The organism is Pseudomonas sp. MF09150, assembly GCF_059862355.1.
The window spans coordinates 1,904,620-1,928,724 of record NZ_JCBCUS010000001.1 but is presented as its reverse complement, the minus strand read 5'-3'; the positions used below and the strand labels follow the sequence as shown (position 1 = coordinate 1,928,724).

Here is a 24,105-nt window from a genome sequence, read left to right as displayed (position 1 = left end):
TCGGGTGTGCTATGGGTGAACAGGCTGGCGAACAAAAGTGGCCACTGCAGAATGTGACAGTGGTGTTGCTCGGGCATGAAGATGAAGAGTGCCGGGCACGGGCAACCCGTTACTACGATATGCAGGGCATCCGCTGGTTGACTGTTGAGTCACGTCTCGGCGATGGCGGTCAGGCCGCGCTACGCCAGGCTTTACAAGGCGTCGATACACCGTATGTGGTGCTGGCTCAAGCGACTGATGTGTTGTTGCCGGAGATGCTCCATGCATCCGTAGACTGGCTTCAGCAAAACCCCGGCGAACAAATGGCGCAGGGTTATGCGCTGGGTTATCGCCCGGGTAACGGTGTGGTGGCTTACTTCAAAATCGGCGAAGCGATCGCGGATGAAGTGGTTGCAGATGCTCGTGCACGTATTGATCGACATGCCGCCAGTGGCTTGCAAGCGTGGCGCGCAGTGGTTCGACCGGAGGCGCTTGATATCGCGTTGAGCGCTTTGCCCTGCGCACTGGCATTCGATGAGTGGCTGGTTGCGTTGTCCTATGCGCTATTGGCGAACGGCCCGGTGAAAGTGCTGGATTGCACCGGTGTATTGGTCCAGTGCGCCCCTGATACGGTTGATCAGGTCGCCCGGGAACAGACATTGGCCGATCTGGTTCGCACCCTTCGGCATTGGGAGGGTGAGCAACATGGGGTGTGTGCTGACGATGACGGCTTTGTCATTCTGCGCAAATTCGTCCACAACACTTATCCGGCTTGCGACGCCGTCCAGCTGTTCACCTCGCCATGGACCCGTATTGGCTCTGAGCCGGAGCGCAGCTTCGAGGCGCGGCAGTTTGTCGAGTTGCCTTACTACAATGCGCGTTTGTTCAAGCAATTGACGGTTGTTGAGTTTCTGCTGCACGCCTGGCCGGTGGGAAGTCTTCACACCCACGCACTGGAAGGTGTTTGGGTGCAGGTGCACGATTTACTACAGGCCCAGGCCAGTGACACCGCCGAGAGCCTGCTGCATCGTTACCGGCAAGCGCTGAGTTTGTATCGATTCAGTCCGCATGTTTGTCGCCTGCTGTTGAATGCCTTGGATGATTCGGGCATCGAAGCGGGCACTGTCGAGCTGAGAGATTGGTTGAGTCGCCTGGAGCAAGTTGTTTCGGTCGACATTGAGTCGCGCCTGGCGTCGACCCCGTCGGGAAGGATTCTTCAGGCGATCAGCGTGGCAACTCCGGACTCCGCTGAGAAACAGCGTATAGCGCAGCATTTCGCCAGCCTTCAAGTGCCCGAAATCGCGTTGGTGGTCTTCGATCCTGACGACAATAATGATGCTCTGCAAAGCACCTTCGACAGCATCCTGGCAAGCGGTCTGCAGCGTTTTCGCATCGTTGTGCTCAAAAGTGGCGATTTACCGGCTATTACCACTGCACGTGACACCCTTCACTTCATCAAGGTGACGGCTGAGAACCAGGTGTCGCACCTGAATCAACTCTTGCGGCAATTGCCCAGCGAGTGGCTCATTCTGCTTGATGCCGGAGATTTGCTTTGCGCAGCAGGTGTGTTGCGTTTGCAGGAAGCGTTAGGCAACTCACCGGCGTGTCTGGCGATTGCCGCCAACGAGGTGCAGCGTGATCCTGATGGGCGCTTGATCAGCGTCGTGCGGCCAGGTGCCGATATTGATCTTCTACGCAGCCGTCCCGATGTCATGTCCAGGCACTGGCTGGTTAAGCGTCAGGCGGTGCTTGAGGTCGGAGGGTACAGCGAGGTTTATCGACAGGCACTAGAGTTTGACGTGCTTTTGCGACTGATCGAGACCCAGGGACCGGCATGCCTCTCGCATCTAGACGAATATCTGGTGATTGGACAGCAAAGCGAGGAGGCGGTGACGGACCACGCGATGTCCAGCCTCAATCGCCATCTCACTCAGTTGGGGTACCGAGCGCAGGTCAGTGATCAGGGAGAGCGTCATCTGCACATTGATTTTCGCCATTCAACCACACCGTTGGTGAGTATTCTGCTCAGCGCAGGTGCGGATCCTGCGCGACTTCAGGCCAGCCTCAATAGTGTGCTCCAGCGGACACGTTACCCTCGGTATGAAGTGTTGGTGGTGTGTACGCCTGATACCGTTGCAAGCTGCGAGCAAGCCCTGCTGGGGATGGGTAGCAAAGTCCGCCTCGTATGTGCTGAAGACGGCTGTACTGAAGGCCAGTCGCTCAATATCGCCTCAGCTCAGGCGCGGGGCGACTATCTGGTGTTTCTCTCCAGTCGTTGCCAGGTGGTGACTCCCGCATGGCTCGAAGCGTTGCTGAATCAGGCAGAGCGCCCTGAGGTCGGTGTTGTTGGTGCCAGGTTGGTCGCAGGCAATGGTGTCATCAGCCATGCAGGTTACGAGTTGCTGAGCAGTCGCGAGGTGGATTCCGTTTGGCTTGGGTTGAAACAGGCGACTGCACGTGAATTAGGCGTGCGCGAGGTGCGCAGCTATCAGGCGGTTTCTGCCGATTGCCTGATGGTGCGGCGCGAGGTCTTTGAGCAGTGCGGCATGTTGTCAGCGGCCAACGGCGCAGATATTGAACTTTGCCTGCGAGTCGCGGCTGCTGGCTTATTAGTGCTTGGCTCGCCTTATGCACAGCTATGCAATGAAACAGTGCCGACGTTGACCGAAGAGCAGATTCAGCCATTGTTCGATCAATGGCCTGAGGCGTTTTACCGTCGGCGTGTGGCACTGGCAACTTGTCACAACGGACTCGACGAAAACTGTAGCAACTAGAACATATCGATGAATAAAAGGTCGTCTCTCAACGAGCGACAGGTTCTCAGGCGTGTCGGGTTGGCCGCATTATTAGATTTGGGGGATGAACATTGAACAATGAAAAAGTAAAAGGTATGGCTCTTGCGCATAAGTACTGCCTGGGGAGCGGTATCGAACTCGGTGCGGCAGCGCACAATGCATTCTATTTGCCTGATTGCCTCAATGTGGCGCCAAGCAACGGCACGGACTATGTACATGAGCGTGACTTGGCGGATTACGTCAAGTACCGCGATGCGCAACTTCAACGCACCGGCACTGTATTGCCAGTGCACTTGGTCGGGGATTTCCAATCCATTAAATGCCCCGATGAGTCCTTTGACTACCTGGTCAGCTCCCATGTTATCGAGCACTCGCCGAACACCTTGGCGGCTTTCGTCGAGTCGTCCCGTGTTCTCAAGAACTTTGGCGTGTTCTTCTGCATTTTCCCCAAGCGTATTGCTGCCGCAAGTGATGCCCTGCGTGCATTGACCCCGCTGTCGTTACTGGAGCAGGCATTCGAGGAAAAACTGGATATTCACGGAATGCCGGAAGCGGACTGGCGTGAGCACTACCATGTGTTTTCCCTGCAGAGCATGCTCAAGATTGTCAATTACCTGAACACTAATGAATTGGGCAGTTGGTACATCGAGTGCGTTGAGGAAACCGACAGTAAGGTGGGTAACGGCCACACGATTGTACTGCGCAAGTTTGATGGCCTGTCCGGTTCTCGTTGGGCTGACAACGATGCTTTTGCGAAAGAGTTCACTGATCAGTACAACGCTGGGAAGCTGGGAGAGGCGCTAGTCATGCTCAAGGTCTCCTTGTCCTATGACTTTTTTGACCCGGTAAAGCTGCACCTCGCTGCGTGCCTGAGTCGTGAGCTGGAAGATGAGTATGAAAGTGTCGAGTTCTTGCGCCAAGCCTTGATACTCGAGCCCGAGAACGAAGACTTCCGCAGTGACTTCTTCAGCTGGACAGGTCGTTATTACACCAATCCGGTTCTCTGAAGATAACCGCAACCCTTCGCGGGTGTGGCCTGAGCGCTAGCCACGGCGCAATATGGGTGTGATTTGATGACAAGCCCACTGCCATAGTGGCCTCTGGGCCTCGTGTGGGTGGGCTTGCTTCGAATTAATTTTGTGGCCGGTGTGCGTGGTCGGTGATTGAGGTCTTGGGGCTACCTGTAGATCGAGCTCAGCCATTGATGGCATTTCCTGAAACGGTAAGGCGTTGCAAGAGTGACTTGGCAGTCGAAACGCGCATCTCTAAGCTAATCAGTCATCTGGCGGTGAGGTTGGTGCGGTATGCGAATTCCTGTTGCCAAGGTTCCCTGCCTCCCTGAAATTCCGCCATATCTATCGGGAAGCCACAATGATTGGCATCAAAAGCATCGCGAGTTACGTCCCTGTTGAGGGTGTCGATAATTACGCCCAGGGTGCGAAATTCGGAAAGGACCAGGATTTTATTTTCGGCAAGATCGGTTCGACCTTCCTGCCGCGCAAGGATGCAAGTCAGGAAACTTCGGACCTCTGTGTGGAGGCGGTGAATGCTCTTTTCGCCGCGAATCCGTCGCTGGATCCGGCGTCAATCGATGCGTTGATCGTCGTCACCCAGAATGGGGATGCTGAAGGCCTGCCGCATACATCCGCCATCGTGCAGCACAAGCTCGGCCTCTCAACTGGGGTTGCTGCGTTCGACATTTCCTTGGGGTGCTCTGGCTATGTCTATGGCCTTTACGCCATGAAAGGCTTTATGGAAGCGGCCGGCTTGAAGAATGGCCTGTTGATCACGGCCGACCCCTATTCAAAAATTGTCGATCCCGAAGACCGTAACACCACCATGCTCTTCGGTGACGCGGCGACGGTCACCTGGATGGGGGAGGATGCCCGCTGGAGCTTGGGCAAATCGCGCTTTGGTACGGATGGCAGTGGTGCGGAGTTCCTCAAGGTCAACGATGGCCTGTTCTTCATGAACGGCCGCCAGGTCTTCAACTTTGCATTGCTCAAGGTCCCCGCGCACCTGCACGAGTTGATCGAGGCAAGTGAACTGGTCGAAACAGATATTGACTTGTATTGCATTCATCAGGGCAGCGCGGCGATTGTCGATGCCGTGGCTCGACGCTTTGAAGAAGAACCGGCCAAATTTATCAAGGACATGACAGAGACTGGCAACACCGTGTCTTCCAGTATTCCGCTATTGCTGGAAAAACATGTCCTTGGCTCGCCGCACAAGCGTGTTGCGTTGAGCGGTTTTGGAGTTGGTTTGTCCTGGGGCTCTGCGATTATCGAGCGGGTGGAGAACTGATTTGCTGTCGTCCGGACAGGCCCACCTTGTTAAGGAGGGCCTGTCCAGGCCGATAATCAGCTCATATCGACACTGAGCAAGCGTGTAGCAAGATTTTTGATGCTGGTCTGTGGTGCTTTCTTCAAGGGGATATTGCCCCTCTGGAAGACGATGACGCTGTCGTAGTAACTGATGCTGAACGTAAATCGCGTGATGAAATTCGGTTCAACGGTCCCGCGAGAATGGTCGGCATTAAGGTCGTCGATGAAATGCTTGCTGATGTTGATGAATGTCTCTGGGTTATCCTTGCCGCCACCGTATTCCTGCCAATATGCGGTATGCAGGTCTTCGACGATGTAAATGCCGTTCTTCGACACTTTTGGATAGAGGAACTCGAACGTCTTGTTTATGTGCGCCATTTGATGGCTGCCGTCATCCAGTACGATGTCGAAGCTGCCAAACTCGGTGATCAGCGCCTCCAGGAATGCAGGATCCGATTGGTCGCCAATTCTCACGTGAACGCCGTCTTCCTCGAATGCCTTGCAGTTCGGGTCGATATCAATGCCGACAATCGTGGCGAGCGGTCCGAAGAAGCGCTTCCACATTTGCAATGACCCTCCCTTGGAAACACCTATCTCCAGAATTGTGATGGATTTGTTGCGCCATTCCATCAGATGCTTTTCGTAGATCGGAAAGTAATGAGTCCATTTATGAATCAATCGATCATCGTTGGTGAGGAAATCTTGCCAAAGGTTCATTAGGGTGGCTTCGCTAGAGTCCGGTACAGCAACCGGACGTGGTGAGTGGAGTTGGCGCGACGTCGGGAAAATGCCGGCCATGGACTGGCGAAAGCTCATAAGCAAGGTCTGTTCCAACGACTCTCAAGCCCTTGGTTTTATTGAAGTGGCTAGGTGCCAGTAAAAAAATCTCAAATAAGCCCTAAAGCAACCTGAGTTCCCGACGATAACCATTACGAAGGTTCTCTAGGCCACACCCGGCGGATGCCAGGGCCGGAAGCCGTAGTCCCCATCCAACGAGGAATTCGTCATGGCATTAACCGTAAACACTAACGTCACGTCTTTGAGCGTTCAGAAAAACCTGAACCGTTCTTCCGATGCGCTGAGCACCTCGATGACCCGTCTTTCCTCGGGCCTGAAAATCAACAGCGCTAAAGACGACGCTGCCGGCCTGCAGATCGCTACCCGCATGACCTCGCAGATCCGTGGTCAGACCATGGCGATCAAAAACGCCAACGACGGTATCTCGATCGCCCAGACCGCTGAAGGCGCGATGCAAGAGCAGACCAACATTCTGCAACGTATGCGTGAACTGGCTCTGCAATCGGTGAACGACTCGAACAGCAAGCTGGATCGTGATGCTCTGGATAAAGAATTCAAGGCGATGATCAGCGAAATCGGCCGTATTGCTGATAGCACCCAGCTGAACGGCAAGAACCTGCTCGACGGTAGCGCTGGCAAAATGGTTTTCCAGGTGGGTTCCAACACCGGTACTCAGAACCAGATCTCCATCGACATGTCGAAAGGCCTGAGCTCCGCAACTTCCGGTGCATTGAGCGCCTTGGCAACCCAGACCATCTCTGGTGCCGTGAGCTCTGATGCCCAAGCAACCTTCAGCGCTGCAATGAGTGCGATTGACTCGGCACTGGATACCATCAACGGTGTGCGTGCTGACCTGGGTGCTTCCCAAAACCGTCTGTCCAGCACCATCAGCAACCTGCAAAACATCAACGAGAACGCCGAAGCTGCTCGTGGTCGCGTACAAGATACCGACTTCGCTGCTGAAACTGCGCAGTTGACTAAGCAGCAAACCCTGCAACAAGCTTCCACCGCAGTTCTGGCTCAGGCCAACCAACTGCCATCCGCTGTACTGAAACTGCTTCAGTAATAGCTGATGCGTTTTAGGCGGGGGAGTGCGCTAGTCGCACTCTCTCGCTTTTTTAGTTCGAGAGGTGATGGACATGGATATGAGCGTCAAGCTGAACTTGTCTTATCCTGCTGCGAAGCCTGCAACGCCTGTTGCTGAGCCTGTGGCGGAGAAGCCTCAAGCCGCTGCTGCGGTTGCGGCAACGGTCAAGGATGAAGCAAAAGATACGACCAGCGAGCGAGACAAACTTAAAATGGCCGTTCAGGAAATTGAAAAGTTTGTGCAGTCGGTCAAGCGAAACCTGGAGTTCTCGATTGATGAACCCTCAGGCAAAGTCGTCGTCAAAGTCATAGCCAGTGACTCCGGTGAGGTGATCCGTCAGATCCCCAACGAAGAAGTTCTGAAATTGGCCAATAGCTTGAATGACGCAAGCAGTCTGCTGTTCAGCGCTCGAGTCTGACAGCTGGCACAAATTTTGTTGCTATGTTCTTTTGGGCGTTGTAGTGGTCAAAAGACCGGCGAGACACTAAAAGGGAGCTCCTCATGGCAAGTCCAATTCTACCAGGCACGGGTTTAGGCTCTGGTCTGGACACCGGTGCAATCGTCAAGGCCCTGGTCAACGCTGATAAAGCGGCCAAACAAGGGCAGATTGACCGTGGCACCACCACCAATACCGCGTCCATCTCCGGTATCGGTACTCTCAAGTCGCTGATGGCGACATTTCAGACGACCTTGGCGGCGCTGGGTAACACCACTGAGCCTCAGTTCAATGGGTTTGTTGCGACCCCTTCCGATCCTAAAGTCCTTTCTGCCACGGCCAAAAACTCGGCGATCAATGGTGTTTACAACATCAAGGTCGATCAAATTGCGACCGGCTCGAAGATTGCGTCGGCTGCGTTCAAGGATGGTCCAAAGAGCGCGATAACCGCCGGCACCATGGTGATCTCCGTAGGTGCCTCCCCCGACAACGCCTATAACCTGGAAGTGCCTGAAAACGCCACTCTAGAATCGGTCGCCAAGTCGATCAACGACAAGTATCAGTTCAGTGGCCTGAGTGCCAACATCGTGACCGACAGTTTCGGTTCGCGCCTGGTAGTCAGTTCGTCTAACACGGGTGCCGGTTCTGATATTTCCCTCAGTGGGATTCCTGAGCTGAAAGTCGATGGCACGAAGGTGATGGCGGGTACCGGTGGGAAAGATGATACCTCGGAGGCTACGGCTACATCGTCGGGCGCTGTCGGGGCGATAGCCAAGGATGCGAAGTTCAGCGTCGATGGCATGCCGATTACCAGTGCGAGCAACAAGCTTGATAATACGGTGTCCGGGTTGTCGATGACGCTGTTTACGGTTGGTGAGTCGCGGGTTGTGGTCAGTCCGAACAACGATGGCCTGAAGGCTTCGGTGCAGAAGTTCGTCGATGCCTACAATGCTGTGGCCAACGCCATTACTTCGCTGACCAAGCCTTCTCTGGATGACGACGGCAAGCCGACTATTCCAGCGGCGCTGACAGGCGACGCCCTGCCACGTTCAATCCTCGCAGCCATCCGCGGCCCCTTAACCGAAACTGGTAGTGGCGACAAGTTGACCGTGCTTTCGCAGTTGGGTATCACGACTGATCAGAAAACCGGTGCCTTGAACTTCAATACCGTCAAGTTCGATGCCGCGATGAACGACAAGAAGCTGGGTGGTGAAGTGCAAACCCTGTTCTCGGGCGATAATGGTCTGATGAGCCGCATGACTAAGGCCATCACGCCCTACACTAAGACGGGTGGCATTCTGACCACGCGTAGTGATGACTTGAACAAGGCCAAGACCAAGCTTGCAAACGATCAATTGGCGCTGGATCGCCGCATTGAATCCCTGACCGCTATGCTGACCAAAAAGTACAACGACATGGATACTCTGGTCGGCAAGCTCAAGGCCACTGCCAGCAACATCACCTCGATGTTTGATGCGATGAACGCGCAAAAGAAAGGCTGATAGCCGCTAGTGCCAAAAGCCCGGCGGCGCCTTTCGGTGTTCCGGGCTTTTGTGTTTCAGGTCTAAAGATTTTTGACGCGTTGTCGATACACTGGTTATACGAACCACAGAATTTGCATGAGGTAGAGCATGAATCCAATGTTAGCCCTTCGCCAATATCAGAAAATTGGTGCCCAGGCGCAGACCTCCGAAGCCAGCCCGCACCGTCTGGTACAGATGCTGATGCAGGGTGGCCTGGACCGTATCGCTCAGGCCAAAGGCGCCCTGGAACGCAAGGACATTCCCAACAAAGGCATTCTGATCGGCAAGGCCATCGGCATTGTCGGTGGTCTGCGCGAGGGGCTGGATCTGGAAAACTCGCTCGACAGCCTGGGCGAGCTGGATAACCTCTACACCTACATGATGAAGCGTCTGGCAGAAGCCAACGTGAAAAGCGATCCCCGGATTCTCGATGAGGTCGCAGGTTTGCTCCGCACGGTCAAAGATGGCTGGGATGCCATCGCCGAGCCTGGTCCGCAGTTTTAAGGAGATCGCCATGAGTCTTGTATTGCAGCGAATCGAACACACCCGTGATGCCCTGGTCGGAGCTCTGGCCGAGCGTAATTGGGAAGCCATTGGTGAGTTGGACTTGGCGTGCCGTTCCTGCATGGAAGACGTCTTGAGTGAAGCTTCGGTGGACGAGGCGGCGTTGCGCAATAATCTTGAGGAGTTGCTTGGGGTCTACAAGCAATTACTGGAGGCGGCGAGTGGTGAGCGCCAGGCGATTGTCGACGAGATGTCGCAGATCCATCAAGCACAGAGCGCGGCAAAGGTTTACCATCTGTTCGGTTAATGTTGAGTTAATCCGAACCTGGCGCGCCATAAATTTGACTGTGCACGCTTTTTTGACTTAACTAGTGCTGTTTTCAGATTTCAGACGTCTATAAGGCAGATAATGCCTACAAGCGTCTAGCTTGCCCCTCATTCTGGGCATTGAGTTGACTAGGGAAGTTGCTATTGCATGTGGCGTGAAACCAAAATTCTGCTGATCGATGACGATAGCGTCCGCCGCCGCGACCTGGCGGTAATTTTAAATTTTCTCGGCGAAGAAAATTTACCCTGCGGCAGCCATGACTGGCAGCAGGCGGTCGGCTCTTTGTCATCAAGTCGTGAAGTCATTTGCGTACTGATCGGGACGGTGAGTGCTCCTGGCGCGCTTTTGGGCCTGTTAAAGACACTCTCAACCTGGGATGAGTTCCTTCCAGTTTTGTTAATGGGCGATAATTCTTCCATTGACCTGCCTGAAGACCAGCGTCGGCGAGTGCTTTCGACCCTGGAAATGCCCCCCAGTTACAGCAAACTGCTCGACTCCCTGCACCGTGCCCAGGTCTATCGTGAAATGTACGATCAGGCCCGCGAGCGCGGTCGTCATCGCGAGCCGAACCTGTTCCGCAGCCTGGTGGGCACCAGTCGCGCTATCCAGCATGTGCGGCAGATGATGCAGCAGGTGGCCGATACCGACGCCAGTGTGCTGATCCTTGGCGAGTCCGGCACGGGCAAGGAAGTGGTGGCGCGCAACCTGCACTATCATTCCAAACGCCGCGACGCGCCATTTGTGCCGGTCAACTGTGGGGCGATTCCTGCGGAACTGCTTGAAAGCGAATTGTTCGGCCATGAGAAGGGCGCCTTTACCGGGGCGATCACCAGCCGGGCTGGCCGTTTCGAGTTGGCTAACGGTGGCACCCTGTTCCTCGACGAAATCGGCGATATGCCTCTGCCGATGCAGGTCAAGCTGCTGCGGGTCCTGCAGGAACGTACCTTTGAGCGTGTGGGCAGCAACAAGACCCAGAGCGTCGACGTGCGGATCATTGCGGCGACCCACAAGAACCTTGAAAGCATGATCGAGGTCGGCAGCTTCCGCGAAGACCTGTACTACCGCCTGAACGTATTCCCGATCGAGATGGCCCCGCTGCGCGAGCGCGTCGAGGACATCCCGTTGCTGATGAACGAGCTCATCTCGCGCATGGAGCACGAGAAGCGCGGGTCGATCCGCTTCAACTCCGCCGCCATCATGTCGCTGTGCCGCCATGGCTGGCCGGGCAACGTCCGCGAGCTGGCCAACCTGGTGGAGCGCATGGCGATCATGCATCCCTATGGGGTTATCGGCGTGGTCGAGTTGCCGAAGAAATTCCGCTATGTCGATGACGAAGACGAACAACTGGTCGACAGCCTGCGCAGTGACCTGGAAGAGCGCGTGGCGATCAATGGCCATGCGCCGGACTTCGCGTCCACCGCCATGTTGCCGCCTGAAGGCCTGGATCTGAAGGACTACCTGGGCAGCCTTGAGCAGGGCTTGATTCAGCAGGCGCTGGACGATGCCAATGGCATTGTTGCGCGTGCAGCGGAGCGTTTGCGTATTCGTCGCACCACCCTGGTGGAGAAGATGCGCAAGTACGGCATGAGTCGTCGTGAGGGTGATGAACAGGCGGATGATTGACGCCTGTTTTTCAACTCGTTGAAATGGCTGTGGTTTTTTTTAGGCACGGGTATTGCTAAGTCTCTTGCAACGTTCCGTTTAACTGACGGTCAGCCAAGCGAGAGAGCACGATGCCCCAAGCCGCCCAGATGTCTCCTGTCCCTGACGCTTCGGGGCAATCGTCGTCCGTAGAGCAGGCAAGCCGGCTTGGCCTTGAGCAGGCGTTCGCCTTGTTCAACCAGATGTCGAGCCAACTTACCGACTCCTACAGCATGCTTGAAGCGCGGGTCACCGAGCTCAAGGGTGAGTTGGCGGTGGTCAGCGCACAGCGCATGCAGGAATTGGCGGAAAAAGAACGCCTGGCCAATCGCCTGCAAAACCTCCTTGATCTGTTGCCGGGTGGCGTCATCGTCATCGACGGCCAGGGCATGGTCCGTGAGGCCAACCCGGCGGCCTGCGAATTGCTCGGTCTGCCGCTCGAAGGGCAACTGTGGCGCCAGGTCATTGCCCGCTGCTTTGCGCCTCGTGAAGACGATGGTCATGAAATATCCCTCAAGGACGGGCGCCGCCTGTCGATTGCCACGCGCTCGCTGGATGCCGAGCCGGGGCAATTGGTGCTGCTCAACGACCTGACTGAAACCCGACACCTGCAAGACCAGTTGGCGCGCCATGAGCGCCTGTCCTCCCTGGGGCGCATGGTTGCCTCCCTGGCCCACCAGATTCGTACGCCGTTATCGGCGGCTTTGCTGTACGCCAGTCATTTGACTGAGCAGGAGTTGCCGCTGGCAACCCAGCAGCGTTTCGCCGGGCGCCTGAAGGAGCGTTTGCACGAGTTGGAGCATCAGGTGCGCGACATGTTGGTGTTCGCCCGTGGCGAGCTGCCGCTGACCGATCGCATCACCCCCAAATCCTTGTTGCAGTCGCTGCAGGCGGCCGCCTCGACCCAGGTCCAGGACGTGCCAGTCCGTTGGCAGTGCGACAGCCATGCCGGCGAGTTGCTGTGCAATCGCGACACCCTGGTCGGCGCAGTACTCAATCTGATTGAAAATGCGATCCAGGCCAGTGCCGGCCAGGCACGGCTCAAGGTGCACCTCTACACCCGCGATAACACCTTGCGCCTGTGCGTCAGTGACAGTGGCAGTGGAATCGAAGAAGCGGTGCTGGCGCGCCTTGGCGAGCCGTTTTTTACCACCAAGGCCAATGGAACCGGCCTTGGCCTGACGGTGGTCAAGGCGGTGGCCCGTGCCCATCAGGGAGAATTGCAGCTGCGCTCGCGTTCGGGGCGTGGAACCTGTGCGCTGGTGACCTTGCCGTTGTTCTCCAGCGCTCACGCAACGGAGTGAAAGTAATGGCGATCAAGGTGTTACTGGTTGAAGACGATCGTGCCCTGCGCGAGGCCTTGGCGGACACGCTGCTCCTGGCGGGTCATGACTACAAGGCGGTCGGCAGTGCCGAAGACGCTCTGGACGCGGTGGCCAGCGAATCGTTCAACCTGGTGGTCAGTGACGTCAACATGCCGGGTATGGACGGTCATCAGTTGCTCAATGTGTTGCGCTCGCGCCAACCGCAATTGCCGGTGTTGTTGATGACCGCCCACGGCGCCGTCGAGCGCGCGGTGGATGCCATGCGTCAAGGCGCCGCCGATTACCTGGTCAAGCCCTTCGAGCCCAAGGCTCTGCTCGACCTGGTGGCGCGTCATGCCCTGGGTTGTCTGGGCGCTGCGGAAGGCGAGGGGCCAGTGGCGTTCGAGCCGGCCAGTGCGCAGTTGCTGGAATTAGCGGCGCGGGTCGCCAGAAGTGACTCCACGGTGTTGATTTCCGGCGAGTCGGGCACGGGCAAGGAGGTGCTGGCGCGTTACATCCACCAGCATTCCGGCCGTGCCAGCCAGCCGTTTATCGCCATCAACTGTGCGGCGATTCCCGACAACATGCTCGAAGCAACTTTGTTCGGTCACGAGAAGGGCTCGTTTACCGGCGCCATCTCGGCCCAGGCCGGCAAGTTCGAGCAGGCCGATGGCGGCACGATTCTGCTCGATGAGATTTCCGAAATGCCCCTGGGCCTGCAAGCCAAGTTACTGCGTGTGCTGCAGGAGCGGGAAGTGGAGCGGGTCGGGGCGCGCAAGCCCATCACCCTGGATATCCGCGTGGTGGCCACCACCAACCGGGATCTGGCCGCTGAAGTGGCAGCCGGGCGTTTCCGTGAGGACCTGTACTACCGGTTGTCGGTCTTTCCCCTGGCCTGGCGCCCACTGCGCGAGCGCACCGCCGACATCCTGCCGCTGGCCGAGCGCCTGCTGGCCAAGCACGTCAATAAAATGAAACACGCCGCGGCGCGGCTGTCGCCCGAGGCCCAGGCCTGCCTGATCGGCTACCCGTGGCCGGGCAACGTGCGTGAGTTGGACAACGCCATTCAGCGTGCGCTGATCCTGCAGCAGGGCGGCCTGATTCAACCCCAGGACTTCTGCCTTGCCGGTCCTGTGGCCTGCGCTCCGCTGCCGTCACTGGCGCCCCGGACCCCGGTTGCGGAGCGGGCGCAGGTGAAAGAGGTCGAGGCGGGAGTGGGTGAATCGGCGGGTGCGCTGGGGGATGACCTGCGGCGGCGCGAGTTCCAGATGATCATCGATACCTTGCGCTCCGAGCGCGGGCGCCGCAAAGAAGCGGCCGAGCGCCTGGGCATCAGCCCGCGCACGCTGCGCTACAAGTTGGCGCAGATGCGTGATGCGGGAATGGATGTCGAGGCCTATCTGTTTGCAACATGAATCGTTTCACACTAGGCCCGGGATGGGCTTTTGTTCGGCGTGGCCATGGAGCTGGCACCCTTGTTGCTAACACCTCACTAACCGCTGAGTGAGTGTCAAAAAATTGCGGGTCGTCAGAGAGAGTAGAGCATGAGCCAGGGTATTGAATTTAATCGATTGATGTTGGATATGCGGGCCATGCAAATGGACGCCATGTCTCAGCCCAAATCGGCCGCCGTGCCACAAATCAGCGGCAGCAGCTTCTCCGACATGCTCGGGCAAGCGGTGAACAAGGTCAGCGATACCCAGCAGGCTTCCAACCAGTTGGCCAGCGCCTTCGAGATTGGCAAAAGCGGCGTGGATCTGACGGATGTGATGATTTCCTCACAGAAAGCCAGTGTGTCGTTCCAGGCGTTGACCCAGGTGCGCAACAAGCTGGTTCAGGCGTACCAAGACATCATGCAGATGCCGGTTTAAGGACGAGATTGAGTCATGGCAGAAGCAGTCGCCGATAACGTACCGGCCAAGGCCACCCCGATAGACGGCAAACCGCCGCTGTTCGGGCTGTCCTTCCTGGAAAACCTCTCCGAGATGACCATGCTGCGTCAGGTAGGCCTTCTGGTCGGTCTGGCGGCGAGCGTGGCGATTGGTTTTGCCGTGGTGCTGTGGTCTCAGCAGCCCGATTACCGTCCGTTGTACGGCAGCCTTGCCGGCATGGATGCCAAGCAGGTGATGGACACCCTGGCCTCCGCTGACATTCCCTACACCGTCGAGCCCAACTCCGGGGCTCTGCTGGTCAAGTCCGAAGACCTGTCCCGTGCGCGCCTGAAGCTGGCTGCTGCCGGCGTGGCTCCGGGTGACGGCAATATCGGCTTTGAAATCCTCGACAAGGAACAGGGCCTGGGTACCAGCCAGTTCATGGAAGCGACCCGTTATCGTCGCGGCCTGGAAGGCGAGCTGGCGCGGACCATTTCCAGCCTGAACAACGTCAAGGGCGCCCGCGTGCACCTGGCGATTCCGAAAAGCTCGGTGTTTGTGCGCGACGAGCGCAAGCCCAGCGCCTCGGTATTGGTCGAGCTGTATTCCGGGCGCTCCCTGGAGCCCGGCCAGGTGCTGGCGATCATCAACCTGGTGGCTACCAGCGTTCCCGAGCTGAGCAAATCGCAGATCACCGTGGTCGATCAGAAGGGCAACCTGCTCTCCGATCTCGCGGAAAACTCCGAACTGACCATGGCCGGCAAGCAATTCGATTACAGCCGCCGCATGGAAAGCATGCTGACGCAGCGGGTACACAACATCCTGCAACCGGTGCTGGGTAACGATCGCTACAAGGCTGAAGTGTCCGCCGATGTGGACTTCAGTGCGGTCGAATCGACTTCCGAGCAGTTCAACCCTGACCAGCCTGCGTTGCGCAGCGAGCAGTCGGTCAACGAACAACGTACCGCCAGCAATGGCCCGCAAGGTGTGCCGGGTGCCTTGAGCAACCAGCCGCCGGCGCCTGCTTCGGCGCCGCAAACCACCGGCGGCGCCACCGCTTCGGCCGGCATGGTGCAGCCAGGCCAGCCACTGCTCGACGCCAACGGTCAACAGATCATGGACCCGGCCACCGGCCAGCCGATGCTGGCACCGTACCCGGCCGACAAGCGTCAACAATCGACCAAGAATTTCGAGCTCGACCGTTCCATCAGCCACACCAAGCAGCAGCAGGGTCGCCTCAATCGCCTGTCGGTCGCCGTCGTGGTCGACGATCAGGTCAAGGTCAACGCTGCCAACGGCGAAACCAGCCGTGCGCCGTGGAGCGCCGATGAATTGGCGCGTTTCACGCGGCTGGTGCAGGACGCGGTGGGCTTCGATGCCAGTCGTGGTGACAGTGTCAGCGTGATCAACGTGCCGTTCTCGGCTGAACGCGCTGAAGTGATTGCCGATATTCCGTTCTATTCGCAGCCGTGGTTCTGGGACATTGTCAAACAGGTGTTGGGCGTACTCTTCATCCTGTTGTTGGTGTTCGGTGTCCTGCGTCCGGTGCTCAACAACATCACCGGCGGCGGCAAAGGCAAGCAATTGGCAGGCCTGGGCAGTGATGTCGAGCTGGGTGGCATGGGCGGTCTGGATGGCGAGTTGGCCAACGACCGTGTCAGCCTCGGTGGTCCGCAAAGCATCCTGCTGCCTAGCCCGAGCGAAGGCTATGACGCTCAATTGAACGCGATCAAGAGTCTGGTGGCTGAAGACCCGGGTCGTGTGGCTCAGGTCGTGAAAGAGTGGATTAACGCAGATGAGTGATAACCGAGTCGCTACCGCCAAACTGACCCGGGTCGACAAAGCCGCGATTCTGCTGCTGTCCCTGGGGTCCACCGATGCTGCGCAAGTGCTGCGCCATATGGGGCCCAAGGAGGTCCAGCGGGTGGGTGTGGCCATGGCCCAGATGGGCAACGTGCACCGTGAGCAGGTCGAGCAGGTGATGAGCGAGTTTGTCGACATCGTCGGCGATCAGACCAGCCTCGGCGTCGGTTCCGATGACTACGTGCGCAAAATGCTCACCCAGGCACTGGGCGAAGACAAGGCCAACGGCCTGATCGACCGCATCCTCCTGGGCGGCAACACCAGCGGCCTGGACAGTCTGAAGTGGATGGAGCCGCGTGCCGTGGCGGACGTGATCCGTTACGAGCACCCGCAGATCCAGGCCATCGTCGTGGCGTACCTCGACCCCGACCAGGCCGGTGAAGTGCTGGGCAACTTCGACCATAAGGCGCGCCTGGACATCATTTTGCGGGTTTCCTCGCTCAATACCGTGCAGCCTGCCGCCCTGAAAGAGCTGAACCAGATTCTCGAGAAGCAGTTCTCCGGCAACTCCAATGCCTCGCGTACCACCCTGGGTGGCATCAAGCGCGCGGCCGACATCATGAACTTCCTCGACAGCTCGATCGAAGGTCAGTTGATGGATTCGATTCGCGAAGTCGACGAAGACCTGTCCGGTCAGATCGAAGACCTCATGTTCGTCTTCAACAACCTGTCCGATGTCGACGACCGCGGAATCCAGGCGCTGTTGCGCGAAGTGTCTTCCGATGTGCTGGTGCTGGCCCTCAAGGGGTCGGACGAAGGCGTCAAGGAAAAGATCTTCAAGAACATGTCCAAGCGGGCTGCCGAACTGTTGCGCGACGACCTCGAGGCCAAGGGCCCGGTGCGCGTCAGCGATGTGGAAACCGCGCAGAAGGAAATCCTCACCATTGCCCGCCGTATGGCCGAAGCCGGAGAAATCGTTCTCGGCGGGAAGGGCGGCGAAGAAATGATCTAAGGTCGCTTTATGTCGTCCAGCAGTGATGAATCCCCCAGCGACCTGATTCGCGCCCGGGACGTCGGAGGTTTCGACGTCTGGTCGCTGCCCAGCTTCGACCCGCATCAACCTGAGCCCGAGCCTGAGCCGGAGGAAGAACTGCCGGCGCAGATGGAAGAAGTGCCGCTGGATGAAGTCCAGCCACTGACCCTGGAAGAGCTCGAAAGCATTCGTCAGGAAGCCTACAACGAAGGTTTTGCCACCGGCGAAAAAGAGGGTTTTCACAGCACCACGCTGAAAGTCCGCCAGGAAGCCGACACGGCTCTGGGCGCCAAGCTGCAAAGCCTTGAGCTGCTGATGAGCAACCTGTTCGAGCCTATCGCCGAGCAGGACGCGCAGATCGAGAAGTCCCTGGTGGGCCTGGTCAAGCATGTCGCCCGGCAAGTGATCCAGCGTGAGCTGGCGATGGACTCGACGCAGATCGAACACGTCATGCGCGAAGCCCTCAAGCTGCTGCCCCTGGGTGTGGGCAATGTGCGCCTGTATATCAACCCGCAGGATTTCGAGCAGGTCAAAAGCCTGCGCGAGCGCCATGAGGAAACCTGGCGCATCGTCGAGGACGAAGCCATGTTGCCGGGCGGGTGCCGGGTCGAGACCGAGCACAGCCGGATCGATGCGACCATTGAGACGCGTATTTCCAAAATCATGGACCAGCTTGATGACCAGTTGCACGAGCAGGTCCTGCATCCGGCGCCGGCCGACCTGAGCCTTGAGCTGGGGGCGGCCGCAACGCCGGTCCCTGAGGCCGAGCCGGCCACCGAGGGCGCGCCAGAGGCGCCGTCGGAGCCAGGCTCGGAGCCGGATTCGGAGCCTGCCAATGCGCCTTGAGCGCACCAGCTTCGGCAAGCGCCTCGGCAGTTATGCCGAGGCCAGCGAATTGCCTGGCCAACCCATTCTCGAAGGACGCCTGTTGCGCATGGTGGGCCTGACCCTCGAAGCCGAGGGCCTGCGCGCCGCCATGGGCACCCGCTGCCTGGTGATCAACGACGACAGCTACCACCCGGTGCAGGTCGAGGCCGAGGTCATGGGCTTCTCCGGCGCGAAGGTGTTCCTGATGCCGGTGGGCAGCGTCGCTGGCATCGCCCCGGGAGCCCGTGTGGTGCCCCTGGCGGATACCGGGCGCCTGCCGATGGGCATGAGCATGCTCGGGCGGGTGCTTGACGGTGCCGGTCGCGCCCTGGATGGCAAGGGCGGGATGAAGGCCGAAGACTGGGTGCCCATGGATGGCCCGACCATCAACCCACTCAAGCGCGACCCCATCAGCCAGCCCCTTGACGTTGGCATTCGTTCGATCAACGGTTTATTGACGGTCGGCCGCGGCCAGCGCCTGGGTCTGTTCGCCGGTACCGGCGTGGGCAAAAGTGTGCTGCTGGGCATGATGACCCGCTTCACCGAGGCCGACATTATCGTGGTCGGTTTGATCGGCGAGCGGGGTCGCGAGGTCAAGGAGTTCATCGAGCACATCCTCGGTGAAGAAGGGCTCAAGCGTTCGGTGGTAGTGGCTTCGCCCGCCGACGATGCACCGCTGATGCGCCTGCGTGCCGCCATGTACTGCACGCGGATCGCCGAATATTTTCGCGACAAGGGCAAGAATGTCCTGTTGCTGATGGACTCCCTGACCCGTTTCGCCCAGGCCCAGCGGGAAATCGCCCTGGCCATCGGCGAGCCGCCGGCGACCAAGGGTTATCCGCCTTCGGTATTCGCCAAGCTGCCGAAGTTGGTGGAACGCGCCGGTAATGCCGAGGCCGGAGGCGGTTCGATCACCGCGTTCTATACCGTGCTGTCCGAAGGCGATGACCAGCAGGACCCGATCGCCGACGCGGCGCGGGGCGTGCTCGACGGCCATATCGTGCTGTCGCGGCGCCTGGCCGAAGAAGGTCATTACCCGGCAATCGATATCGAGGCCTCCATCAGCCGGGTCATGCCAGCGGTGGTGACCCCCGAGCACATGAATCGGGCCCAGTACTTCAAGCAGTTGTGGTCGCGCTACCAGCAGGCGCGCGACCTGATCAGCGTCGGCGCCTATGTGCCGGGCGGCGATCGGGAAACTGATACCGCGATCGCCTTGCAGCCATCGATGGTGGTGTACCTGCGCCAGGGCCTGAACGACAGCATCAGCCTGGGCGAAAGCGAGGCCCATCTGGAGATGGTCTTCGCTCCCGCGCCCGGGGGTTGATAGGCCATGGCTAACAGCCGCGCCGCGCGCCTGGCGCCGGTGGTCGACATGGCTCAAAGCGCCGAACGCACCGCCGCCCAGCGCCTGGGGCACTTCCAGGGCCAGGTGCGCCTGGCGGAAAGCAAGCTCGGCGACCTTGAGCGCTTCCGTGGCGAATATCAGCAGCAATGGATCGACCGTGGCAGCCACGGGGTGTCCGGGCAGTGGCTGATGAACTACCAGCACTTCCTCAACCAGCTGGAAACAGCCGTGGCCCAGCAGCGCCAGAGCCTGGTCTGGCACCAGACCAACCTCAATCGTGCGCGGGAGACCTGGCAGCAGGCCTATGCCCGGGTCGAAGGGCTGCGCAAGCTGGTGCAGCGCTATGTCGATGAGGCCAGGCAGTTGGAAGACAAGCGTGAGCAGAAGCTGCTCGATGAACTTTCCCAGCGCCTGCCCCGTCAAGATCAGTACTGATCCGCGCATTTTGCTACTGCGGGTTGTCCATGTGCCGTGGGGGTGCTAAACCTTCTGCACGTTGCCAATGACAAGGAAGCAGTCTTATGTCAGTCGTTACTGAAGTGTCCCCGGATGGGCAAACGCTTACGATCTCGATCAAGGGCCGGTTCGATTTCGGTCGGCATCAGGAGTTTCGCGAGTCCTATGAGCGCCTGAATCAGAAGCCCGACTCCATCGTGGTCGACCTCAAGGACGCCACCTACCTCGACAGCTCGGCCCTGGGCATGTTGTTGCTGCTGCGCGATCACGCCGGGGGCGACGATTCCGACGTACGGGTGATCAACAGCAATTCGGATGTACGCAAGATCCTGGCAATTTCCAACTTCGACAAACTCTTCGATATCAGTTGATCGATATGCGTTCGATGGCGCGGCCGTTGTGTGTCTTGATTGCCGAGGACGGCGCTGCCGATCGCCTGTTGCTATCGAGCATCGTCCGCCGCCAGGGGCATGAAGTGCTGACCGCCGCCAATGGCGCCGAAGCGGTGGCGCTGTTCGAGCGCGAGCGGCCGCAGTTGGTGCTGATGGACGCGATCATGCCGGTGATGGACGGTTTCGAAGCGGCCCGGCAGATCAAGCAGTTGGCAGGCGAAGCGCTGGTGCCGATTATTTTCCTGACCTCGATGACCGAGAGTGAAGGCCTGGCCCGCTGCCTGGAGGCGGGCGGTGACGACTTTCTGGCAAAGCCCTACAACCCGGTAATCCTGGCGGCCAAGATCAAGGCCATGGATCGCCTGCGCCGCTTGCAGGACACGGTGCTGCAGCAGCGTGACCAGATCATCCGTCACCACGACTACCTGCTCAACGAGCAGCGGGTGGCCAAGGCGGTGTTCGACAAGGTGGCGCACTCCGGCTGCCTCGACGCGCCGAATATCCGCTATCTGCAATCGCCCTACGCGCTATTCAATGGCGACCTGCTGCTGGCGGCGTTCACCCCGGCCGGCGACATGCATATCCTGCTCGGGGATTTCACCGGGCACGGCTTGCCCGCGGCGGTTGGCGCCATGCCCCTGGCCGAAGTGTTCTATGGCATGACGGCCAAGGGCTATGGCCTGGCGGAAACCCTGCGCGAGATGAATGCCAAGCTCAAGCGCATCCTGCCGGTGGACATGTTCTGTTGTGCGACCCTGCTCAGCCTGAGTTTTCAGCGGCGCGCAGTGGAGGTCTGGAACGGCGGCATGCCCGATGGCTACCTGCACTGCCTGGAAAGCGGGGTGCGCACGCCGCTGGTGTCCCGGCATCTGCCCCTGGGCGTGCTCGGGGCGGAAGCCTTTGACGATCGCACCGAGGTCTGGCCCATGGCACGGGGGGATCGGGTGTTCCTGCTGTCCGACGGGGTCATCGATACCGGCGATGCCGACGATCAATTATTTGGCGCCGAGCGCTTGCAGCAGGTGTTTGCCGCCAACCGGCACGTCGACAGCCTGTTCGAGGAAATCCAGCAGGCCCTGGCCGATTTTGGCGGCCAGGTGCGTGATGATGTGAGCATGGTCGAAGTCGGCCTGCTGGAGCCGACGCAACTGCGGCCGCCGAGCCTGGTGTATTCCGACAGCGGCCAGTCGTGTCCCCTGGACTGGTCGCTGAGTTTCGAATTTCGCGCGGCCACCCTCAAGCGCTACAACCCGTTGCCGTACCTGTTGCAATTGCTGTTGGAGGTGCATGGGCTGCGGGCCCAGAGCGGGGCGCTCTACAGTGTGCTGGCCGAGTTGTATTCCAATGCCCTGGAGCACGGGGTACTGGGCCTGGACTCGAGCCTCAAGCGAGACGCCCAGGGGTTTGCCCGTTACTACCGTGAGCGTGGCGCGCGTCTGGCCGAGTTGCAGGAAGGCTTTGTCCGGGTGCATCTGCAAGTGGTTCCACAAGCGACCGGCGGTTGCCTGACCATCCGGGTCGAGGACAGTGGCAAGGGGTTTGATATCGAACGGGTCATGGCCAGGCCTCACGACACCGACCGGCTTTCCGGGCGTGGGGTGAGCCTGGTCCGGCAACTGAGCCGCCGGGCCAGTTGGTCAGACGATGGTCGCAGTGCCTGCGTGGAGTTTTCCTGGGAGGCTCAGGCATAATTCGTCGATTCTTGATCAAGGAGTGAACAAGTGGCTGAGATTCATCTGGACCACAACGTATTGAGCGCATTGCAGGAGGTCATGGAGGAGGAGTATCCGGTGCTGCTGGAGACTTTCCTGTGTGATTCCGAGGAGCGCCTGCGCGTGCTGCGCCACGCCGACGATGCCGGCGAACTGGTCGCCACCGCCCACAGCTTCAAGGGCAGTAGCAGCAATATGGGCGCGATTCGCCTGGCGCGGTTGTGCCATGAGCTGGAGCAGCGCGCCAAACAGCCGTCGCTTTCCGGGATCGAAAAACTGGTCGGCGAAATCGACGGTGAGTTCGCCATTGTCCGCAGCCTGTGCGAGCAGGAGCGGCAGCGCTTTCACTGCTGAAGGCTTCGTGGCTGGGGAATTTATCGGGGTAAGGCAAAAGCTGGCTCGACCTTTGCAGTCTTGTCTTCTACCTGTACCTACGATCCCAGTGCAGCGGAGACCGTGTTATGCCACTTGCCCCCAATCTGCTTCTTCAGGCCGCTACGCAGGCCAAGACTCAAGCCGCGTCCGCCAATACTGTGGCGAATGCTCCTGAGCCCGGGGATAAGGCCTCAAGCTTCGCCCAGGTGTACGCCAACCAGTCCCCAAGCAAGGCCCAGAGCGCCAGTGATGGCCCGCTCAAGCCGGCGCGCGACAAGGGCGCGGACACCAGCGCCAAGAAGGATGTCGCCAGCGACAAGGCTGCCGCCCCCGAGCCTGCGGTTGCCGATAGCGGCAAATCCTTGCCTGCCGACAAGGCTGCCAGCAGTGACGACAAAACCGCCAGCGACGATTCGAGCGCCAGCGATACGCCGGTGGCCGATGCGCTGCCCGTGGATCCGACCCTCGACCCGGCCCTGCTGCAAGCCGCGCAAGCCGTGCCTCCGGTAGTGGTGGCTGAAGCGGCGCCGGCTGCGGTGGCCACACCGCCAGAGGTTGAAGTGACGCCTCTGGTGGCGGCGACGGTGAACAGTGCCGCGCCGGCGGTGGCGGCCGAGCCTGCGTTCGATCCCGAAGCCGATCCGCTCGATGCCTTGCCGGCCGTGCGCCTGGCCATGGAGCAGGGTGGGCATGTGTCGGCGAGCAGCCAGGCGCAACCTAAAAACGCACCGGCGACGCCTACCGATGCCGAGCCGACTTCGGCACAGAACTTCGCCAATGGCATGGCGGGCATGCTTGACCTGCAGTCGGCCAAGGACAGTACCGAGCAAGGCGGCGACAAGGCCTTCAGCGGCCTGATCGACGATGGCCTGAAAGACCTGAAAAGCGCCTCCAGCGACACCCGGGTCGACGATTTCGCCAACCGCCTGGCGGCACTGACTCAGGCGGCCACGCCCAAGACTGCCAATGCCATCCCGGTGAATCAACCATTGGCCATGCACCAGAGCGGCTGGACCGAAGAAGTGGTGAACCGGGTCATGTACCTCTCCGCCACCAACCTCAAGTCGGCGGAGATTCAGTTGCAACCGGCTGAGCTGGGGCGTCTGGACATCCGGGTCAACATGATTCCGGACCAGCAGACTCAGGTCAGCTTCATGAGTGCCCACGCCGGTGTGCGTGAGGCTCTGGAAGGGCAGATGCACCGCCTGCGGGATATGTTTAGCCAGCAGGGCATGGGGCAGGTTGACGTCAACGTGTCTGATCAGTCCCGTGGTTGGCAGGGTCAGGAGCAGCAGGCCCAGCAAGGTCAGAACCGCAGCAGTGGCAGCAGTGCCAATGGTGGTCGCCTGGACGCCATGGATGATGAAACGCCCCAGGGCATCGCGGAAATTGCCGCCAGCACCACGTCGGTGGTTGGCTCCAGTGCCGTGGACTATTACGCCTGACGCCCAGCGCGCCACCTTGTTCGCCGTGCGGGTCGCCCTGACCCGCGCGAGCGGCGTTGCCTCCCGAATATCACGACCGTTGTA

The 24,105-nt window shown here is 59.3% G+C and carries 22 protein-coding genes; 21 read left to right on the top strand and 1 reads right to left on the bottom strand.

The window, feature by feature from the left end:
• The first annotated feature begins 11 nt into the window (after positions 1-11).
• The 3 genes from AC19YX_RS08720 (at position 12) to AC19YX_RS08710 (ending at position 5,078) form a co-directional block, all read left to right on the top strand.
• Positions 12-2,753, top strand: a complete 2,742-nt coding sequence (locus tag AC19YX_RS08720) for a glycosyltransferase (RefSeq protein ID WP_500606063.1) — start codon at positions 12-14, stop codon at positions 2,751-2,753.
• 92 nt (positions 2,754-2,845) lie between these two features.
• Entirely contained in the window at positions 2,846-3,781 is a 936-nt protein-coding gene (locus AC19YX_RS08715; RefSeq protein ID WP_500606062.1) for a methyltransferase domain-containing protein, read from the top strand.
• 364 nt (positions 3,782-4,145) lie between these two features.
• Positions 4,146-5,078: a ketoacyl-ACP synthase III gene (locus AC19YX_RS08710; protein WP_500606061.1), complete on the top strand. Its 933-nt coding sequence runs from the start codon at positions 4,146-4,148 to the stop codon at positions 5,076-5,078.
• Between the two features lie 56 nt (positions 5,079-5,134).
• On the opposite strand, the gene AC19YX_RS08705 is transcribed toward AC19YX_RS08710, so the two are convergent.
• Entirely contained in the window at positions 5,135-5,932 is a 798-nt protein-coding gene (locus tag AC19YX_RS08705; protein ID WP_500606060.1) for a class I SAM-dependent methyltransferase, read from the bottom strand.
• Positions 5,933-6,104: 172 nt separating this feature from the next.
• Here AC19YX_RS08705 and AC19YX_RS08700 point away from each other — a divergent pair, with 172 nt between their 5' ends.
• The 18 genes from AC19YX_RS08700 (at position 6,105) to AC19YX_RS08615 (ending at position 24,021) form a co-directional block, all read left to right on the top strand.
• The gene (locus AC19YX_RS08700; RefSeq protein ID WP_500606059.1) at positions 6,105-6,962 is read left to right on the top strand and encodes a flagellin domain-containing protein; all 858 of its coding nucleotides are present in this window, start codon (positions 6,105-6,107) and stop codon (positions 6,960-6,962) included.
• A gap of 73 nt (positions 6,963-7,035) precedes the next feature.
• Positions 7,036-7,401 carry a flagellar protein FlaG gene (locus AC19YX_RS08695; RefSeq protein WP_078471272.1) on the top strand — a complete coding sequence of 122 codons (366 nt, stop codon included), beginning with the start codon at positions 7,036-7,038 and terminating at the stop codon, positions 7,399-7,401.
• A gap of 83 nt (positions 7,402-7,484) precedes the next feature.
• On the top strand, positions 7,485-8,921 hold the full coding sequence (gene fliD / locus AC19YX_RS08690) for a flagellar filament capping protein FliD (RefSeq protein ID WP_500606058.1): 1,437 nt from the start codon (positions 7,485-7,487) through the stop codon (positions 8,919-8,921).
• 129 nt (positions 8,922-9,050) lie between these two features.
• Entirely contained in the window at positions 9,051-9,446 is a 396-nt protein-coding gene (gene fliS, locus AC19YX_RS08685; protein ID WP_500606057.1) for a flagellar export chaperone FliS, read from the top strand.
• A 10-nt stretch (positions 9,447-9,456) separates the two neighbouring features.
• Positions 9,457-9,753 (top strand): flagellar protein FliT, encoded by a 297-nt coding sequence (gene fliT / locus AC19YX_RS08680; protein ID WP_020299299.1) that lies wholly within the window; start codon positions 9,457-9,459, stop codon positions 9,751-9,753.
• Between the two features lie 168 nt (positions 9,754-9,921).
• A complete protein-coding gene (locus AC19YX_RS08675) occupies positions 9,922-11,397 on the top strand; it encodes a sigma-54 dependent transcriptional regulator (protein WP_020299298.1) in 1,476 nt (491 codons plus the stop codon).
• A 128-nt stretch (positions 11,398-11,525) separates the two neighbouring features.
• Positions 11,526-12,719: a sensor histidine kinase gene (locus AC19YX_RS08670; RefSeq protein WP_500606056.1), complete on the top strand. Its 1,194-nt coding sequence runs from the start codon at positions 11,526-11,528 to the stop codon at positions 12,717-12,719.
• 5 nt (positions 12,720-12,724) lie between these two features.
• On the top strand, positions 12,725-14,134 hold the full coding sequence (gene fleR / locus AC19YX_RS08665) for a sigma-54-dependent response regulator transcription factor FleR (RefSeq protein WP_078470981.1): 1,410 nt from the start codon (positions 12,725-12,727) through the stop codon (positions 14,132-14,134).
• A gap of 129 nt (positions 14,135-14,263) precedes the next feature.
• The gene (fliE, locus tag AC19YX_RS08660; protein WP_020299295.1) at positions 14,264-14,590 is read left to right on the top strand and encodes a flagellar hook-basal body complex protein FliE; all 327 of its coding nucleotides are present in this window, start codon (positions 14,264-14,266) and stop codon (positions 14,588-14,590) included.
• Positions 14,591-14,605: 15 nt separating this feature from the next.
• On the top strand, positions 14,606-16,393 hold the full coding sequence (gene fliF, locus AC19YX_RS08655) for a flagellar basal-body MS-ring/collar protein FliF (protein WP_020299294.1): 1,788 nt from the start codon (positions 14,606-14,608) through the stop codon (positions 16,391-16,393).
• On the top strand, positions 16,386-17,405 hold the full coding sequence (gene fliG, locus AC19YX_RS08650; protein WP_020299293.1) for a flagellar motor switch protein FliG: 1,020 nt from the start codon (positions 16,386-16,388) through the stop codon (positions 17,403-17,405). Before fliF ends, fliG begins: the two co-directional genes overlap by 8 nt.
• 9 nt (positions 17,406-17,414) lie before the next feature.
• Entirely contained in the window at positions 17,415-18,272 is an 858-nt protein-coding gene (gene fliH / locus AC19YX_RS08645) for a flagellar assembly protein FliH (protein WP_500606055.1), read from the top strand.
• The gene (gene fliI / locus AC19YX_RS08640; protein ID WP_201130039.1) at positions 18,262-19,620 is read left to right on the top strand and encodes a flagellar protein export ATPase FliI; all 1,359 of its coding nucleotides are present in this window, start codon (positions 18,262-18,264) and stop codon (positions 19,618-19,620) included. Before fliH ends, fliI begins: the two co-directional genes overlap by 11 nt.
• Positions 19,621-19,626: 6 nt before the next feature.
• A complete protein-coding gene (gene fliJ, locus AC19YX_RS08635; RefSeq protein ID WP_078470984.1) occupies positions 19,627-20,076 on the top strand; it encodes a flagellar export protein FliJ in 450 nt (149 codons plus the stop codon).
• A gap of 86 nt (positions 20,077-20,162) precedes the next feature.
• Positions 20,163-20,468 carry an STAS domain-containing protein gene (locus AC19YX_RS08630; protein ID WP_020299289.1) on the top strand — a complete coding sequence of 102 codons (306 nt, stop codon included), beginning with the start codon at positions 20,163-20,165 and terminating at the stop codon, positions 20,466-20,468.
• A 5-nt stretch (positions 20,469-20,473) separates the two neighbouring features.
• Positions 20,474-22,180, top strand: coding sequence for a SpoIIE family protein phosphatase (locus AC19YX_RS08625; RefSeq protein WP_500606145.1), 1,707 nt, complete (start codon positions 20,474-20,476; stop codon positions 22,178-22,180).
• Positions 22,181-22,210: 30 nt separating this feature from the next.
• On the top strand, positions 22,211-22,555 hold the full coding sequence (locus tag AC19YX_RS08620) for an Hpt domain-containing protein (protein ID WP_078470985.1): 345 nt from the start codon (positions 22,211-22,213) through the stop codon (positions 22,553-22,555).
• Between the two features lie 107 nt (positions 22,556-22,662).
• The gene (locus tag AC19YX_RS08615; RefSeq protein WP_500606054.1) at positions 22,663-24,021 is read left to right on the top strand and encodes a flagellar hook-length control protein FliK; all 1,359 of its coding nucleotides are present in this window, start codon (positions 22,663-22,665) and stop codon (positions 24,019-24,021) included.
• Positions 24,022-24,105 lie beyond the last annotated feature (84 nt).